The sequence below is a fragment of the Bradyrhizobium sp. WSM2793 genome (genome assembly GCF_000379585.1).
Taxonomy (GTDB): domain Bacteria; phylum Pseudomonadota; class Alphaproteobacteria; order Rhizobiales; family Xanthobacteraceae; genus Bradyrhizobium.
This window is the reverse complement of sequence record NZ_KB902768.1, coordinates 309,000-326,982: the sequence shown is the minus strand read 5'-3', so window position 1 is coordinate 326,982 and position 17,983 is coordinate 309,000. Positions and strand designations below refer to the sequence as shown.

At 64.8% G+C, this 17,983-nt stretch carries 12 protein-coding genes; 7 read left to right on the top strand and 5 right to left on the bottom strand.

The window, feature by feature from the left end; all coding sequences use genetic code 11:
• Nucleotides 1-17: 17 nt before the first annotated feature.
• Nucleotides 18-683 (bottom strand): response regulator transcription factor, encoded by a 666-nt coding sequence (locus A3AS_RS0101435; protein ID WP_018315821.1) that lies wholly within the window; start codon nt 681-683, stop codon nt 18-20.
• Nucleotides 684-913: 230 nt separating this feature from the next.
• Nucleotides 914-1,069, bottom strand: a complete 156-nt coding sequence (locus A3AS_RS48105) for a hypothetical protein (RefSeq protein ID WP_018315820.1) — start codon at nt 1,067-1,069, stop codon at nt 914-916.
• A gap of 236 nt (nt 1,070-1,305) precedes the next feature.
• On the opposite strand from A3AS_RS48105, the gene A3AS_RS0101425 reads away from it, so the two are divergent.
• From A3AS_RS0101425 to A3AS_RS0101410, 4 genes are all read left to right on the top strand, one after another.
• Nucleotides 1,306-2,289, top strand: coding sequence for a Ku protein (locus A3AS_RS0101425; RefSeq protein ID WP_018315819.1), 984 nt, complete (start codon nt 1,306-1,308; stop codon nt 2,287-2,289).
• Between the two features lie 57 nt (nt 2,290-2,346).
• A complete protein-coding gene (locus tag A3AS_RS0101420) occupies nt 2,347-2,583 on the top strand; it encodes a hypothetical protein (RefSeq protein ID WP_018315818.1) in 237 nt (78 codons plus the stop codon).
• A 289-nt stretch (nt 2,584-2,872) separates the two neighbouring features.
• A complete protein-coding gene (locus A3AS_RS0101415) occupies nt 2,873-3,037 on the top strand; it encodes a Flp family type IVb pilin (protein ID WP_018315817.1) in 165 nt (54 codons plus the stop codon).
• Between the two features lie 1,013 nt (nt 3,038-4,050).
• Nucleotides 4,051-6,801, top strand: coding sequence for a calcium-binding protein (locus tag A3AS_RS0101410; protein WP_018315816.1), 2,751 nt, complete (start codon nt 4,051-4,053; stop codon nt 6,799-6,801).
• A 620-nt stretch (nt 6,802-7,421) separates the two neighbouring features.
• Here the strand turns inward: A3AS_RS0101410 and A3AS_RS0101400 are convergent.
• Nucleotides 7,422-8,093, bottom strand: a complete 672-nt coding sequence (locus A3AS_RS0101400; RefSeq protein WP_026201556.1) for a type 1 glutamine amidotransferase domain-containing protein — start codon at nt 8,091-8,093, stop codon at nt 7,422-7,424.
• Nucleotides 8,094-8,550: 457 nt separating this feature from the next.
• Here A3AS_RS0101400 and A3AS_RS0101395 point away from each other — a divergent pair, with 457 nt between their 5' ends.
• The 3 genes from A3AS_RS0101395 to A3AS_RS0101385 all read left to right on the top strand — a co-directional run bounded on the left by A3AS_RS0101395 (nt 8,551) and on the right by A3AS_RS0101385 (nt 15,602).
• Nucleotides 8,551-10,227: a thiamine pyrophosphate-requiring protein gene (locus A3AS_RS0101395; protein ID WP_256375076.1), complete on the top strand. Its 1,677-nt coding sequence runs from the start codon at nt 8,551-8,553 to the stop codon at nt 10,225-10,227.
• 86 nt (nt 10,228-10,313) lie between these two features.
• Nucleotides 10,314-13,874 (top strand): GAF domain-containing protein, encoded by a 3,561-nt coding sequence (locus A3AS_RS43175; protein WP_018315812.1) that lies wholly within the window; start codon nt 10,314-10,316, stop codon nt 13,872-13,874.
• 27 nt (nt 13,875-13,901) lie between these two features.
• Entirely contained in the window at nt 13,902-15,602 is a 1,701-nt protein-coding gene (locus A3AS_RS0101385; RefSeq protein WP_018315811.1) for an alpha/beta-hydrolase family protein, read from the top strand.
• Between the two features lie 104 nt (nt 15,603-15,706).
• On the opposite strand, the gene A3AS_RS0101380 is transcribed toward A3AS_RS0101385, so the two are convergent.
• Both A3AS_RS0101380 and A3AS_RS0101375 read right to left on the bottom strand, forming a co-directional pair.
• The gene (locus A3AS_RS0101380; protein ID WP_026201554.1) at nt 15,707-17,290 is read right to left on the bottom strand and encodes an MDR family MFS transporter; all 1,584 of its coding nucleotides are present in this window, start codon (nt 17,288-17,290) and stop codon (nt 15,707-15,709) included.
• 163 nt (nt 17,291-17,453) lie between these two features.
• Nucleotides 17,454-17,969, bottom strand: coding sequence for a YcgN family cysteine cluster protein (locus tag A3AS_RS0101375; protein WP_018315810.1), 516 nt, complete (start codon nt 17,967-17,969; stop codon nt 17,454-17,456).
• Nucleotides 17,970-17,983: the final 14 nt, after the last annotated feature.

Genomic DNA, 17,983 nt, shown 5'->3' with positions numbered 1-17,983 from the left:
TCAAGCCCCGGAACGCGTCAGGCGGCCGGCGGGGTCAGGAGATAGCCGAGGCCGCGGACGGTCTGGATGATGTCGACGTCGAGCTTCTTGCGGATGCGGCCGACGAACACCTCGATCGTATTGGAGTCGCGGTCGAAATCCTGATCGTAGAGGTGCTCGACCAGCTCGGTGCGCGAGACCACGCGCCCGGAATGGTGCATCAGGTAGGCCAGAAGCCGATATTCGTGCGAGGTCATCTTGACCGGATTGCCGGAGACGCTGACGCGGCCGGTCCTGGTGTCTAGCGTGACGGGACCGCAGCTCAGCTCGCTCTGGGCATGGCCGGTCGAGCGGCGCAGCAGCGCGCGGATGCGCGCCAGCACCTCCTCCAGATGGAACGGCTTTGCGACGTAGTCGTCGGCACCGGCATCGAAGCCCTGCACCTTGTCGCTCCAGCGGTCGCGTGCGGTGAGGATCAGGACCGGCATGGTGCGGCCGTTGCGGCGCCAGGCCTCCAGCACCGAGATGCCGTCCTTCTTCGGCAGGCCGATGTCGAGCACGACGGCATCATACGGCTCGTTATCGCCGAGATAGTGCCCCTCCTCTCCGTCGAAGGCGCGATCGACGACATAGCCGGCGTCGGTCAACGCCTTGGTGAGCTGGCGATTGAGATCGGGGTCGTCCTCAACAACGAGCAGGCGCACGCTTCTCTCCAGACATAGGCCGCATCAACACCACACCAGATGAGCAATTCCGGCGTGAACTGAATATGAACGCGGGGAACCGGGCGCGTTACTTTTTGGTCATATACGATAGGTCAGCAGCCGATGCGACTGCGCCCGCCATGCTACCGGACGAGCCGGCAACATGGCGGGCGCAGTGTGCCGCGTGCCGCGGCAGGTCGGAAGGTCCGCCCTTCCCGTGAATTCGGCGGTCAGGTCCGGAAGAACACGAACCAGATGACGGCGAGGATCAGGATCGCAAGCCCGGTCGAGATGGCGAGCAATGCGGCAACTGACGGCCCAGGTTCGCCCTGACGCGCCTCGGTTGGTGTTTCGACGATCTGACGCTGCTCTCGCGTGGTTGCCATGATGCCCTCAATCTCTGCGTGTCGCCTCCGATGACCGCGACCTCCTCGCAGCCGTGTATGCGGAGCCAACGCCCGATCCGATGTGATGTTCCGGCTTTTGCCACCCGATCGGGACAGCAACCCAACGCCCCACGGCCGGTTAACGCAGTTGCAAGATCAACGCCCGACCTTGCTATGATTCGCTGTTGCCCGATGGTATCCTCGTAAGTCTGTCCTTGTTGCGTTTGGAGTAGCCCATGGCCCCCCGCGCCAATTGGAAGGGTTTTCTGCGTTTGTCGCTCGTGACCTGTCCGGTCGCGCTCTATCCGGCCACTTCGGATACTGAGAAGGTCTCCTTCAACCAGATCAACCGCAAGACCGGCCACCGCATCAAGTACCTCAAGGTCGACGCCGAGACCGGCGACGAGGTGACCTCTGAGGACATCGTCAAGGGCTACAAGGTCGACACCGACACCTATATCGAGGTCACCAAGGACGAGCTCGACGACATCGCGCTCGACTCGACCCACACGATCGATATCGACGAGTTCGTGCCGAAGGCCGACATCGACAACCGCTATCTGATCCGCCCCTATTATCTCGTGCCCGACGGCAAGGTCGGCCATGACGCCTATGCAGTGATCCGCGAGACCATCCGCAGCATGGACAAGGTCGCGATCGGCCGCGTGGTGCTGACCAACCGCGAGCACATCATCGCACTCGAGCCGCTCGAGAGCGGCCTGATGGGCACGCTGCTGCGCTATCCCTACGAGGTCCGCAGCGAGACAGAGTATTTTGACGACATCCAGGACGTGAAGCTGACCAGGGACATGCTCGACCTCGCCAAGCACATCGTCGAGAAGAAGTCCGGGGCATTCGAGCCCGAGCTGTTCGAGGACCATTACGAGACCGCGCTGATCGATCTCATCAACAAGAAGCGCAGCGGCGCCCCGATCACCGCCAAGGCCGCGCCGAAGAGCGGCGGCAACGTCATCAACCTGATGGACGCGCTGAAGAAGAGCATCGCGAACGAGAAGGACGCCGCGCCTGCGGCGAAGGTCGCCAAGGAAGCAGCCAAAGCCAAGAAGCCGAAGAAGCGCGTCGCAGGCCAGCGCGAGATGCTGCTGCCGATCGCCGGCAAGGGCGGCAAGGACGCTGCTGCGAAGACGGCGACCAGGGAAACTTCGAAGAAGGCCGACAAGCCGGTGCGCGCGCCTGCTCGGGCGAAGAAGGCCAGCTAGCCGCATCCCCCCGCGATTGCGCCGTGATGCCACCCCTCGCCGATCAGGCGGCCTGACATGCCCTGGTCGACGGCGTTCGACGATCCCGTTCGCGTGAGCAACAAGCGCCAGCTGCTGACGCTTCAGGAGGCGGCCGACTACATCATGCGGCTGCCCGAGGACGTCCAGCACGAGCCGCGCTGGCAGACCGCCATCGAGACCTTGATCAATGCGGCCGAGACGGGCGGCGGCTGGGTGATGTTCGCCCGCATCGCCATGTTGCGGGCGTTGAATGCGGACGACCGGCGCGGATGAGCGCCATGGTGTCCTTGCCGGCCCGTTGACGAACAGGCTCAACAATCGGTTAAGCGGCCGCACGATCGCGCCCTGACGGGCGCTGCGCCCGCGCAGCCCGGCGGAGCCCTGCCGGTATGAATCCATTTGGACGGATCGATAGAACCTTAATTTAATGAATGCCGTCGTATGAGCAGGAACGCGTTCGCCGGGGCTTAATTCTTTTGGCGCGCATGAATACTTATTCGATCCTTTTGCAAGTCCGATAACGACGCGACCATACGTTGGATCGGATGAATGGGAGTTGGCAATGCGTTTGCTTAGGTCCTTCCTTGCCGATGAGAATGGTGCAACCGCGATCGAGTACGGCCTCATTGCCGCAGGCATCGCGCTGGCGATCATAACGGCCGTGAACACCATGGGCGGCGCCCTCCTCAACAACAAGTTTGTCGCGATCAGCACGGGGATAAAGTAACGGCCTGGGGCTGAACGAACCAGGCCGACATCGGCGATATCGCCGCCGCATTCCCTCCCTCTTCGCATCATCTCCGGACCGGCGCGCTTGCCATGACGAGCTTCGCTCGCAATGACGGAGTATGGAGAGATGACGTCGCTCTAACGGCTTGCGCTTCATCCGCCAACATACCTTCGCATCCTCGCGGCTTGTTTCGCCCGAGCTTTGCTGTCTTCTTCCGCCCCCGTCAAAAGCAAGGGCGCAGGGAAGGCCGGGCGCCGGCTGGCACCCGAAGTCCCGCGTGTGCTCAAGAAGCGCGCACGGGGTGGACGACAGGTGTGCCGGTCGCCCGGCCTTCCCTGCGCGATGGTTTTCACGGTGTCCTTCGTGCTCTCCTCGGGGAGCGATGCACTATTGCCCCCGTCGCCTTGCGGGAATGATCGATGCGCGCCGGTTGGCGCGACATCACCGCAGGACTTGACGCACAGACCCCGGGCGTCAGGACCACACGACTTCTCCGTCCGCGCACATCCCCATCCGCATTCCCGATTGCTGGCGTGCGCTCGCCATCGAGACTGGACAGAGACGCTGTCAGCGCCGTGTCGTATCGCGCCTGTCGCCGCTCACGGGTTTCCCCGCCCTGCAACCAACATGACGCGCCGACGCCGTCGCGGCCACCGCATCCCGGCCCGCGTCCCGTGACGATCGCGAAACGCCCCTTGTGGCGGGCGGGATGTTTCGGCTTGTACGGGAAAACGGAATTTCTGTAAATACGAATATTTTGACGCGAGGGGTGGACCCACCGCTGGTGTGTTTTGCCCGTCGGGCAACACAACGAATGGTGGTTGGGATGGTCGAGCGCCCCGAAACCCGCGCTCCTTCCGAAAATCAAGCTGTTCTCAAGAAAAACAGGAGGCCCTCGGAAGAGCTTCGTCAAGCCGGAACCGGCATCCCGGCCTACAGATGAGATCGTCTGCCGTTCGCCTCGGCAATACCGCCGCACGGCCCATTTCGATCACGCAAAGCGAGTGCACATGGCTGTCACAGCAAATTTTTCTGCCGGAATCCTCAGCGTCGTTGGCAACGGCCACAACAACACGGTCTTGTTGGGCCGCAACGCAGCCGGGACCATCGTTGTCAACCATGGCACGGTCGCAATCAAGGGTGGCCCCGCGACGGTCGCCAACACCAAATTGATCCAGGCCTTCGGCCTCGACGGCAACGACATCATCACGATAGACGAGAGCAACGGCGCGATGCCTGCGGCGAACCTGTTCGGCGGCGCGGGCAACGATACGCTGACCGGCGGATCCGCTGGCGACATGCTGTTCGGCCAGTCCGGTCACGACACGCTGTTCGGCAAGGGCGGCAACGATTTGCTGTTCGGCGGCTCCGGCAATGACGTGCTGATCGGCGGCGACGGTAACGACCAGATGTTCGGCGAAGCGGGCAACGACCGCATGATCTGGAACCCCGGCGACGACAGCGACCTGATGGAAGGCGGCGAAGGCATCGACACCGCCGAGGTGAACGGCGGCAACGGCGGCGAGACCTTCGCCATCACGGCCAACGGCACACGCGTGCGCTTCGACCGGGTCGATGTGGCCCCGTTCTCGCTGGACATCGGCACCACCGAGAACCTCGTGCTCAAGGCCGGCGGCGGCGACGACGTCGTCACCGCAACTGGCAATCTCGCCGCACTCAATCTGACGATCGACGGCGGGGCCGGCAACGACACGATCCTCGGCGGCAACGGCGCGGACCGCCTGCTGGGCGGCGATGGCAACGACTTCATCGACGGCAATCAAGGCAACGACACCGCCCTGCTCGGCGCCGGCAACGATACCTTCCAGTGGGATCCCGGCGACGGCAGCGACAAGGTCGAAGGACAGGCCGGCACCGACACCCTGTTGTTCAACGGCTCGAACATCGGTGAGGAGATCACCCTGTCCGCTGCCCATGACGGACGCACGCTGCTGACCCGCAATGTCGGCAACATCACGATGGACCTCGACGGCATCGAAACCGTCACCATCAACGCGCAGGGCGGCAGCGACAACATCGTCGTCAGCGACCTGACGAGAACCGACGTCAGGCAGGTCAATATCGATCTCGGATCAGGCGGCACCGGAGACGGGGCAGCCGATACCGTGACGCTCGAAGGCGCCCGCAGCGCCGATACCATCGAGGGGTCCGGCTCCGGCAATTCGGTTGCGATCACGGGATTGCCGGCCGATGTCGCCATCAGCAGTGCGGAAGGCGCGAACGATGCGCTTCTCATCCAAGGCCTCGGCGGCAACGACACGATCTCGGCGGCGGCATTGGTCGCAGGGATCGTGCACCTGACGATCGATGGCGGCGCCGGCAACGATACGATCCTCGGCAGCGCCGGCAACGACACGCTGATCGGCGGCGACGGCAATGATTTCATCGACGGCAACCAGGGTAACGACGTCGCCCTGCTGGGCGCCGGCAACGATATCGTCCAGTGGAATCCGGGCGACGGCAGCGACACCGTCGAGGGCGGCACCGGCGTCGACGCGCTGCGGTTCTTCGGCGCCAACATTGCCGAGAACATCGCCATTGCCGCCAACGGCGATCGCGCGCTGCTGACGCGCGATGTTGCAAACATCACGATGGACCTGCACGGGGTCGAGCAGGTCGATATCCACGCGCTGGGCGGGAGCGATCATGTCACGGTCGGTGATCTGACCGGCACCGACGTGACGCGGGTGAACATCGACCTCGGCGGTTCGGCCGGAACGCCCGACGGCGCCGTCGATACCGTCGCGGTCGATGCGACCCAGGGGGCCGATACGTTCGGCGTCAGCGGCAATGCCGCCGGCGTCACGGTGTTCGGCCCGCACGCGGCCAGCCACCTGACCGCAATGGACGCAACCGATCAGCTGACGCTCAATGGCCTTGCCGGCGACGATACCATCGACGCCAGCGGGCTCGCCGCCGGCGTGCTGCAGCTGACGATCAACGGCGGCATCGGTAACGACACCATCATTGGCAGCCAGGGCGACGACCTGATCAACGGCGGCGACGGCAACGATGTCGCGCTGATGGGCGCGGGCAATGACACCTTCGTCTGGAATCCGGGCGACGACAACGACACGATCGAGGGCCAGGCCGGCAGCGACACCCTGCTGTTCAACGGCGCCAACATCGCGGAAACCATCAACATCTTCGCCAACGGCGCCCGCGCCGAGCTGACGCGCGACGTCGCCTCAATCACGATGGACACGGGCGGCGTCGAGACGATCGCGTTCAATGCCCGCGGCGGCGCCGACAAGATCATTGTCGGCGACATGAGCGGCACCGACGTGACGCAGGTGAAGATCGACCTTGGCGGCGTCCCCGGCACTCCCGGCGGCGACGGCGCGGCCGACAACATCGTGATCAACGGCACCACCGGCGACGACGTCATCACGCTGTCGCTCAACAGCAACGGCGCGCTGGTGATCGACGGCCTGGCAAGCCAAATGGTGATTGAGAATTTCGACTTCAACGACACTATCACCATCAACGGCCTCAGCGGCGACGACGTGATCGAGGCGTCGGGCGTCGGCCCCGGCGGGCCGCATCTGGTCTTCGACGGCGGTGGCGGCGACGACGTGCTCATCGGCAGCGCCGGCAACGACACGCTGCTCGGCGGGGTCGGCGACGATGTGCTGATCGGCGGCAGCGGCCTCGACGTGCTGGATGGCGGTCCCGGCGACAATGTCGTGATTCAATCGCTGCTCGCTCAAGCAAGCTTCCATGCGGGCACGCTGATCTGAGCCGACGAGGCGCGCTTCGCCCGGCGCCGGCAGGTCTTGCCTGTCGGGCCATGCAGCCGAATACCGCCCGGATGGCGCAGCGCGCTGTCCGAGCCATGACGCTTTGACGGCAAGGCTGGTCCTGATACTCTGTCCGCGTCGTGGTTCGGCGGGCCATGCCATCGATCGTTGAACCTGAGCTGCCGAAAGGATGCGGATGAGACGCGTGACGCTCCTGGCTCTCGGCCTCATGTTTGTCGTCGTATGGCCGCACCAGAACGCGAGAAGCCAGACTTCGGTCGCCCCGCCGGTTTCGCTTGCTGCGCCCGATGCGTCGCCGCGTCCGGGTGCCACCAAGCCGGCACGCGTGACGACAAACAGGGCTCCGCCGGCGGCGTCCGGCAGAGAGACTTTGACACCCACGATAGGCGGGCCTCAAGCGATACCGAATCCGGCCGCCGACTACGACGGCTTCAGCATCGGCACCGTCGATGACAATGACGCCCCGCACCAGGCGACGCCGCCAATGAGGTCACGCGCCGCAAAGAACACCGGGTCCCATGCGGATGCGGATGGCCCCGATCAGGAAGATGGGGCGTTAAAGCGAAAGCTGATGATCTGCCAGGGCTGCAGATAGGACGTCACCGATCCTTAAGGGCGGACAGCAACTCTTTTCCCAACGGTCCGGCCGAAGCGGGGTTCTGCCCCGTGATGAGCCGGCCATCGACGACGACGTGAGGTTGCCAATTGGCGGCCGACGAGTAGTCGGCGCCCTCGGCCCTCAACGCGTCCTCGAGCTCGTAAGGCACATCATCGCGGGCGTAGTCGTATTCTTCCTTCCTCGAGAAGGACGTGAGCTTCTTGCCGCGCACGAACGGGATGCCATCACCGAGGTTGACGCCGAGCAGCGCGCACGGCCCGTGACAAACAGCGGCGACGAGCTTGCCGGTGGTCCAGGCGCGCACGACGGCACTCTGGACCGTTGCATTGCGCTGGATGTCCACCATGGGCCCAAGACCGCCGGGCACCAGGATGGCGTCGTAGTCGGCAGCGTCCACCTCGGACAGTCTGCGACTGTGATTCAGGCGACGAAAGGCCTTGCTCGCGAGAAAATCTCTCTGGGCGGGATCTTTCTCGTCATACGCATCGTAGGGCGTCCATCCCCCGGCCGGGGATGCGAACTCGACCGCGACCCCGGCCTTGTCAAGCACTTCGAAAGGATGGGCGATCTCGGCGAAAAAGAATCCGGTCTTGCGGCTATGCGGACCGATCACGGCTGCGTTGGTGACGATGAAGAGGACATGCTGGGTCACGTTTTCTTCCTTTCGATGACGCCGTGTGGGGTCGCGCTGGTGCGACGCGGGGAACGCATCAGTTCGGACAGGGCTGCCCGTGCGGTTGATCCCGTTCACCCTGAGCTCGATCATGTCGATATGCCCCCCTTCGCAATGTCGACGCCAGCGTGCTTCGAGCATCCGTGACTGTCAAACCGAATCCCCTTTGCATCGGTGCGCGGTTTCAAATTCGCACGGCAACGATTACAGATGCCAATTCGGAAGCAAGCCGGATGCGGTGAGTTCCCTATTGCGACAGCAGCGCAGCGCATGAGTACGTCTCGTCGCGACATTCTGATCAATGGTGAGACGGCGCGGCGAATCTCAACGTCACGATGGCGCCCCGTCCTGCGCGCGCGTTCTGCATGGCTGACCTCTCCGCCGGTGTGATCCACCGCGCTTTACGCCTCCTGAATTTCCTGATCCTCTCCCCGTAATCGCCGGATCAACCGGTCAAGCCTCAAGGGAGAGAGACGCCATGAAGCTCGGCACCGCCATTGCGGAAATCATGAGGCGCGAGGGAATCGAGATCCTCTGCGGCTATCCGGTCAACCATCTGATCGAGCATGCGGCCAAGGCCGAGATCCGTCCGGTGATGGTGCGGCAGGAGCGCGTCGGCATCCACATGGCGGATGCGATCTCGCGCGTGACCTCGGGGCACAGCATCGGCGCGTTCTGCATGCAGCATGGGCCCGGTGCGGAGAATGCGATGGGCGGCGTCGCACAGTGCTTTGGCGAATCCGTGCCCGTGCTGGTGCTGCCGATGGGTTATCAGCGCAGGCTTGCGCATGTCGAGCCGAACTTCAATTCCAGCGAGGCGATGAAGCCGTTCGCGAAATCGTCGGAGCCGATCATTCTGGCCGCCGAGGTCGCCAACATCTTCCGCCGCGCCTTCACCAAGCTGAAGAACGGCCGCGGCGGTCCCGTGATCGTCGAAATCCCCTCGGACATGTGGAACGAGGAGGTGCCGGAGCCGCTCGACTACACGCCGGTGCTGCGCACCCGCTACGGCGCCGACCCCGTGCATGTGAAGGAGGCGGCAGCCCTGCTCGTCAACGCCAAGCGTGCGGTGATCTATGCCGGCCAGGGCGTGCATTACGCGCGGGCCTGGCCGCAGTTGCAGCGGCTCGCGGAGCGGCTGGCGATCCCCGTCACCACCAGCTTAGGCGGCAAATCCTCGTTTCCGGAAACGCATCCGCTCTCGCTCGGCTCCGGCGGACTTGCGGTGCCGCGCGCGGTGCCAAAATTCCTCGCCGAGGCCGACATCATCTTCGGCATCGGCTGCTCCTTCACGGAAACGAACTTCGGCATCGCGATGCCGAAGGGCAAGACCATCATCCATTCCACGCTCGATCCCAACCATCTCAACAAGGATGTAGAGGCGAAGATCGGCCTGGTCGGCGACGCCGGCCTCGTGCTCGACGCGCTGCTGGAGGAGATCGGCAAGACCGTCACTGCTGATCGCGATGCGTCAGCGGTCGCGGCCGAGATCGCGGCCTCGCACAAGGAGTGGCTGGCGAAATGGATGCCGAAGCTCACCAGCAATGACGCGCCGCTCAGCCCGTATCGCGTGCTGTGGGATCTCCAGCACACCGTCGACATCGAGAACACTGTCATCACGCATGATGCCGGCAGTCCGCGCGACCAGCTCTCGCCGTTCTGGAAATCGGTAAACCCCCTCACCTATCTCGGCTGGGGAAAGACGACGCAGCTCGGCTACGGCCTCGGCCTGGCGATGGGGGCGAAACTGGCAAAGCCCGACAAGCTCTGCATCAACGTCTGGGGCGATGCGGCGATCGGCTTCACCGGCATGGATTTCGAGACCGCGGTGCGCGAGCGCATCCCGATCATGTCGATCCTGCTCAACAATTTCTCCATGGCGATCGAATTGAAGGTGATGCCGGTCTCGACCGAAAGATATCGCTCGACCGACATTTCCGGCGACTACGCCGCAATGGCGCGCGCCTTCGGCGGCTATGGCGAGCGGGTGACGAGGCCGGAGGACATCATCCCCGCGATCAAACGCGGCATCGAGAAGACGAAAGAAGGCATCCCGGTGCTGCTGGAGTTCATCACCAGCAAGGAGACGGAGGTGTCGCGGCCGGGGACGTGAGGCAAGCCAGACGCTGGCTCCGGCCGCAGGGAATGTGATAATCCGCCCCGGTGCCGCGCCTGTCGCGGCATCAAGCCGGATTGCAAATGACCAACCTTTCCCATGACATCGCCGATGAGCTCGCAGCCGAGAATGCGCAGCTGCGCAACGCGCTGGCAACTGCGCGGGATCGCCAAAGCGCCAGCGCGGAGATCCTGCGCACCATCGCGGCCTCGCCCTCCGATGCCCGGCCGGTGTTCGAGGCGATCGCGTCGAGTTCCAAGCGCCTGCTCGACGGCTTCTCCGCCACCGTGCTTCAATTCATCGGCGACGAGCTGCATCTCGTGGCGTTCACGCCGACCAGTCCGGAAGCGGACGAAGGGCTCAAGGCGTCGTTCCCGCGCAAGATCACGGAGTTTCCGACCTTTGCGCTGGTACGCGGCGGCCAGACGATCCAGTTTCCCGACAGCGAAGCCGCCGACGTGCCGCAGCTGAACCGCGATCTGGCGCGGCTGCGCGGCTTCCGCAGCGTGCTGTTCATGCCTCTGATGAACCAGGGCACGCCGGTCGGCATGATCAGCGTCACCCGCGCCGAGCCTGGCGCGTTCGCGCCCGACCTCGTGCAGTTGCTCCAGACCCTGGCCGACCAGGCCGTGATCGCGATCGAGAATGCACGGCTGTTCAACACGACGCGCGAGGCACTGGAGCGCCAGACCGCCACGGCGGACATTTTGAAGGTGATGGCGGCCTCGCCGTCGGACGAGCAGCCGGTGTTCAAGGCCATTGCGGCCAACGCCAACCGGCTGATCGGCGGCTTCTCCACGGCCGTGCTGCGCTATGTCGACGGCGCTGCGCACCTTGCCGCGTTCACGCCGACCGATCCGGCCGGCGATCGCGTGCTGCAGGCCTCGTTCCCGGTGCCGTTCGCGCAGTTTCCGCCCTACCAGCTCGTAGCCAAGGGTGCGGCGGCGCAATTGCCCGACACCGAGCTCGAGCCGGCCGCGCGCGACATCGCGCGCGCCCGCGGCTATCGCAGCATGCTGTTCGCGCCGCTGATGAGCGAGGGCGAAGCGATCGGCATCATCATCGCGACGCGCCGTGCGACCGGCGCCTTCACTGAGCATCATGTGCGGCTGCTGCAGACCTTCGCCGACCAGGCGGTGATCGCGATCAAGAATGTCAGCCTGTTCAATGCGACGCGGGAGGCGCTGGAGCGTCAGACCGCGACCGCCGACATCCTCAAGGTGATCGCGGCTTCGCCTGCCGACGTCACGCCGGTGTTCCAGGCCATCTCCGACAGCGCCAAGGCACTGATCGGCGGACATTCGTCCACCGTCACCCGCGTGGTCGACGGCAAGCTGCATCTGGCCGCCTTCACCACGGATAATGCAGCCGGCAATGCCGATCTGCTCAGCTCGTTCCCCGCACCGCTGTCGTCGCCAGGCATCCACAGCCGGGTCGCTCGAAGCGGAGAATATGCCTTCCGCAGCGACATGCAGAACGAGCCTGATCTCACCGACGCCATGAAGGAGCTGGCGCGGACGCGGGGCTATCGCAGCATCCTCGCGGTGCCGATGCTGCGCGACGGCGTCGCAATCGGCACCATCGCCGTGACGCGGCCGCAAGCCGGCCAATTCCCGGACAAGGCCATCAACCTGCTCAAGACCTTTGCCGACCAGGCCGTGATCGCGATCGAGAACACGCGCCTGTTCAACGAGGTGCAGGCGCGGACGCATGAACTCGCAGAGTCACTGGAGCAGCAGACTGCAACATCGGAGGTGCTCAGCGTCATCAGCCGATCGGCCGGGGATCTCGCGCCGGTATTCGAGGCGATGCTCAGCAAGGCAATGCAGCTCTGCGGCGCCAGCTTCGGCGTGCTCAATACCTACGACGGCACGCAGTTCCGCACAGCCGCCACTTACGGACTGCCCCCCGCCTACGATGAATACCGGCGCAAGGCGCCCCTCAACTATGGTTCGGCCACCGCGCCCGCGCGTCTTTTGAAGGGCGAACCGTTCGTCGAAATTGTCGACCTGCTGGAGTCAGACGTCTATCGCAGCGGCGAGCCGAATGGTCGGGCGCTGGTCGATCTCGGCGGCGCCCGCTGCCTGCTCGCGGTGCCGTTGCTTCAGGATGAGCGCGTGGTCGGCAACGTCATGATCTTCAGGCAGGAGAGCCGACCGTTCTCGGAGAAGCAGATCACCCTGCTGAACCAGTTCGCGGCGCAAGCCGTGATCGCCATCGAGAACGCGCGGCTGCTCAGTGAATTGCGCCAGCGCACCGAGAATTTGACCGAGTCGCTGCAACAACAGACGGCGACTGCCGACGTGCTCAAGGTTATCAGCCGCTCGGCGTTCGACTTGCAAGCCGTGCTCGATACGCTGGTCGAATCGGCGGCGCGACTATGCGAAGCCGATATGGCGGCGATTACCCGCAAATCCGGCAGCTCCTATTTCCGGGCGGGCTCCTACGGCTTTCCAGCCAAATTCGTCGAATATGTAAGAGACCTTCCGGTCCGGCCGGATAGGCGCACCATCACGGGCAGGACTCTGCTCGGCGACAAGGTTGTTCATGTCACCGATGTGCTCGAGGACCCCGATTACTCCTTTGAAGGCCAGGAATTGAGCGGCAATCCGCGTAGCTTCCTGGGTGTGCCCCTACTGCGCGAAGGCAGCACCGTTGGCGCTATTGTTCTCGCACGTCGCGCGATCCGGCCGTTTAGCGAAAAGCAAATCGAACTCGTTACCAGTTTCGCCGACCAAGCCGTCATCGCGATCGAGAATGTGCGCCTCTTCGACGAAGTGCAGGACCGCACCCGGGAGCTTGCGAAGTCGCTCGACGATTTGCGCGCGGCGCAGGATCGCCTGATCCAGACCGAGAAGCTCGCTTCCCTCGGCCAGCTCACCGCCGGCATCGCGCATGAGATCAAGAACCCGCTCAACTTCGTCAACAATTTTGCCTCGCTGTCCGCCGAATTGACCGACGAGCTGAACGAGGTGCTCGCGCCCGTGACGCTCGCGGACGATATCCGCGGCGAAGTCGACGAGCTCACCGGGCTTCTCAAGGACAATCTCGGGAAAATCGTCCAGCACGGACGGCGCGCCGACTCCATCGTCAAGAACATGCTGCTGCATTCGCGCGCGGGCGGCGGCGAGCATCGGTTGAGCGACGTCAACGCCGTGGTCGAGGAGAGCCTCAACCTCGCCTATCACGGCGCACGGGCCGAGAAGCCGCAGTTCGACGTGACGCTCAGACGCGAGCTCGATCCGGCGGCAGGCTCGGCCGACGTGTTCCCGCAGGAGATCACGAGGGTGCTGCTGAACCTGATCGGAAACGGATTCCATGCGGTCGCCAAGCGCAAGGCGGAGACCGAGGCGGCCGGTTACGAGCCGGTCGTGACCGCCGCGACCCGCGACCGCGGCGATCACGTCGAGATCCGCATCCGCGACAACGGCACCGGCATCCCGGACGAGGTGAAGGAAAAGATGTTCAATCCGTTCTTCACCACCAAGCCGGCCGGCGAAGGCACGGGCCTCGGATTGTCGATGAGCCACGACATCGTGGTGAAGCAGCATGGCGGCACGATCGACGTCGCGACCACGCCCGGCGAGTTCACCGAATTCACGATCGTGCTGCCGCGCAAGAGCAGCTTTTCAGACAAGCCCTGAGGACAAGTTCGCCCGGGAGGCGTTTTGATGAATCTGGCGCGGTTCATTCGGCGGCAACTCCTCTCGCTATCCGGCGTCGGCCTCATGCTTGGCGCGCTGTTCTTCGCGGCTGCACTGACGCCGACGCTGATCCCCAGGAGCTATCTCACCCAAGGCGTCCTGGCCGGCGGCTGCTTTGCGATCGGCTATTTCGCCGGCGTGCTGTGGCGGCGGCTGTGGCACTATCTCGAGCTGCCCGAGCCCTCGGCGCGCGCCAGATCGATTGCGAATGCGCTGGCGGCAGCCGCCTGCCTGCTCGTCGTGATCGTCTTTCTGTGGCGAGCAGCCGAATGGCAGAACTCGATCCGCGCCGTGATGAAGATGGCGCCGGTCGAGACCGCGCATCCGCTCAAGGTCTGCGTCATCGCCCTGATAACCTTCGTCGTGCTGCTGGTGCTGGGGCGGCTGTTCACGCTCCTCGCCCGCTTCCTCGCCGAGCATACGAGGCGCGTCATTCCGCGGAAGCTCGCCAACGTCATCGGCGTGCTCGCCGCAGGCCTGCTGTTCTGGTCGATCGCCAGCAATGTCCTGATCCGCACGGCGTTCAACGCGCTCGACTCCTCCTTCCGCGAACTCGACGTCCTGCTCGAGCCCGAGCGGCCGCAGCCGACTGATCCCGGTCGGACCGGAAGCCCGGCATCACTGGTGAAGTGGCAAGAGCTCGGGCGCATGGGGCGCCGCTTCATTGCCTCGGGTCCGACCGCAACCGAGATCAGCGCCGTCAGCGGAAGGCCGGCGCAGGACCCGATCCGGGTCTATGTGGGCCTCGCCGGCGGCGCCACCGCGCAGGCGCGTGCCAGGCTTGCGCTCGAGGAGCTCAAGCGCCAGCACGGTTTTGATCGCAAGATCCTGATCGTCGTCACGCCGACCGGCACCGGCTGGATCGACCCTGCTGCGATGGACACCGTCGAATATCTCCACCATGGCGACGTCGCCAGCGTCGCAATGCAGTACTCCTATCTCAACAGCCCGATGTCGCTGTTGTTTCAGCCCGAATACGGCGCGGAGGCGGCGCGCGCGCTGTTCGCGGAGATCTACGGCTACTGGACGACGCTGCCGAAGGACGGGCGGCCGAAACTGTATCTGCACGGGCTCAGCCTCGGCGCCATGAACTCGGAGAAATCCGCGGAGCTGTTCGAGATGATCGGCGATCCCATCGCCGGCGCGCTATGGAGCGGGGCGCCGTTCGAGAGCCGCCTGTGGCGCTCGATCACTGCGAACCGCAATCCGGGATCGCCGGCGTGGCTGCCGGAATTCCGCGACAACCGCTTCGTGCGCTTCATGAACCAGAACGGCCCGACGGTCCCGGCAGACGCGCCGTGGGGTCCGATGCGCGTCGTCTACCTGCAATATGCCAGCGACGCGATCACCTTCTTCGCCTATAGCGATGCCTACCGTGCCCCGGCCTGGATGAGCGCGCCGCGCGGGCCGGACGTGTCGCCGGAGCTGCGATGGTATCCGATCGTGACGATGCTCCAGCTCGCCCTCGACATGGCGGTTGCGACCAACACGCCGATGGGCTTTGGCCATGTCTATGCGCCCGAGCATTATGTCGATGCCTGGATCGCAGTGACCGATGTCCATGACTGGTCCGCCGGCGCGCTGGCGCAGCTCAAAGAGCAGCTCGCGGCGAAAGCGCGGAAGACGGGTGCGGGCACTATCGACGAGGATCCCGACCGCGGCGGCTAGAGCATGATCCGGAAAAGTGCGCAGCGGTTTTCCGAAGAGATCATGCTTAAACAACAACCTAAAGCGCGATGACGATTCATCCTCATCGCATCGCGCTTAGGCGCCTACTCCGCCATCTCCACCGGCGGCGCCGTGGCGGGACCGGCCAGCGGCCGCTCCTCCATCGCGATCAGGCACAGCGCGGCGATGGTCATCAGCGCGGTGGCGGCGCCGAACACGTAGCGGAAGGCGTGGCGCATGTCGTCAGCGGGGATAGCGACGGCGCCTGCGGCGTGGTGCTCGCCGGCGAGCGGCACGTCGATGCCGAGCGCGATCAGCAGGATCGCGGCGAACGCGGCGACCGTGAACGAGGACATCAGCGAGCGGAAGAAGTTCATCGCGCCGGTGATGGTGCCGACCTGCGGGCGCGCCACCGAGTTCTGCAGCGAGACCACGCACACCGGGAAGGTGGTGCCGAGCCCGAGCGCGAACGCCGCCATCAGCGTCAGCAAGCCCCACAGCGGCAGGGTAGTGAGCGTGAGGCCGAGGCCGCACAGCGCGGCCCAGGAGGTGCCGATGATCGCGACGCGCTTGTAGTGCTTGGCACGGGCCATGGTGCGGCCGGCGACGGCCGCGCCGACGGTCGAGACCGCCGCGAGCGGAATCAGCGCGAGACCCGCCTCGCTTGCGCTCAAATGGTAGACCGACTCGTAATACAGCGGCAGCTGCACGGTGAGGCCGGTGATCGCCCCGAGTCCGCAGCCGCCGGCGGTCAGCGCGAACGGCGCGACCGATCCGGTCAGCAGCTTCAGCGGCAGGAACGGCTCGTCGGCCCGCCGGGCGTGCCACACGAAGCTGACCGCGAGCGCGACGGCGCCTCCCACCATCGCCAGCACGGTCGGCGACAGCCAGGGGTAGCGCGAACCGCCCCAGGTCAGCACCAGCATGAAGACGACGGCGGAGGCCATCAGGAGCACGCCGCCGAGCCAGTCGACCTTGCGCTTACGGTGGAACACCGGGATCTTCTTCATCTTCGGCAGCAGCATCACGATCGCCGCGGCCGCGAGCGGCAGGTTGATCCAGAAGATCATCGACCAGTGCAGATGCTCGGCGAACACGCCGCCGATGACCGGGCCCAAAATGCCGCCGACCATCCAGACGCTGGAGAAATAGGCCTGGTACTGGCCGCGCTCGCGCGGGGAGACGACGTCCGAGATCACGGTCTGCACGACCGGCATGATGCCGCCGCCGCCGAGCCCCTGAAGGCCGCGCGCCAGAATCAGCATCGGCATGTTCGGCGCGACTGCGCACAGCACCGAGCCCGCCACGAACAGGCTGAGCGAGATGATGATCATGACGCGGCGGCCGTAGATGTCGCTGAGCGTGCCGAACACCGGCGCGACTGCGGTCGAGGCGAGCAGATAGGCGGTGATGACCCAGGAGAGATTGGATACGTCCTGGAACTGGCGCCCGATGGTCGGCAGCGCGGTCGCCACGATGGTCTGGTCGAGGGCCGCCAGGAACATCGTCAGCATCAGGCTGATGACGATGGTGCGGACCTCGTCCTGCGACAGCGGCACCGGCGGCGCGATGGAGGGCGCATCATCGACGCTGATGACTTCGCTCGGAAGCCGGGACAGCTCCTCGGCGATATCGTCAGGCAAAGTCTGGATGTCGGCAGAACTGCTCTGCCGGTCGAACTTGTTCATCTCGCTCGGACGTCGTGGGGCGGCGCAACGCCGCAAAGGATTCGTTCTATGCAGCCCAATGTAGACAGCAAAGTTTGTCCCAGGCAGACGCCGCGGCGCATGGGTGCATCCCGCCCCCGGGCCATCCCGAAGACGTGATCGCCGCGCAAGACCTGACGGCGGTTCAGTCCTTCGGACGTCGCTTCAGGCGAGCCCGCTTCGGCAGCAGGGCCGGCCATTGCACGATGTGGTCCTCGAGCTCCTCGTCCGGGATCTCGTCCTCGCTGCCTTCGACCCGGCCGCGCACGGAGACGCCGGCGTCATGCACGGTGTTGGGATCACCGGAGACCAGCGGATGCCACCAATAGAGATCGCGCCCTTCGGCGACGAGCTTGTAGCCGCAGCTCGGCGGCAGCCAGTTCAGGGTGCGGACATTGGCCGGGGTCAGGCGGACGCAGTCAGGAACCTTGTCGGAGCGATTCGGATAGTCCTTGCAGGCACAGCTCATCCCATCGAGCAGCTTGCAGCCGATATGGGTGAAATAGATCTGCCCGGTGTCCTCGTCCTCGAGCTTGTTCAGGCAGCAGCGCCCGCAGCCATCGCACAGGCTTTCCCATTCGCCCGCCGACATCTCTTCCAACGTCTTGGTTTTCCAGAAGAATCCCTCCTGGCCTGAAGGTCGTTTGGGAACTGCGGTCATGCGCCTCAACAAAG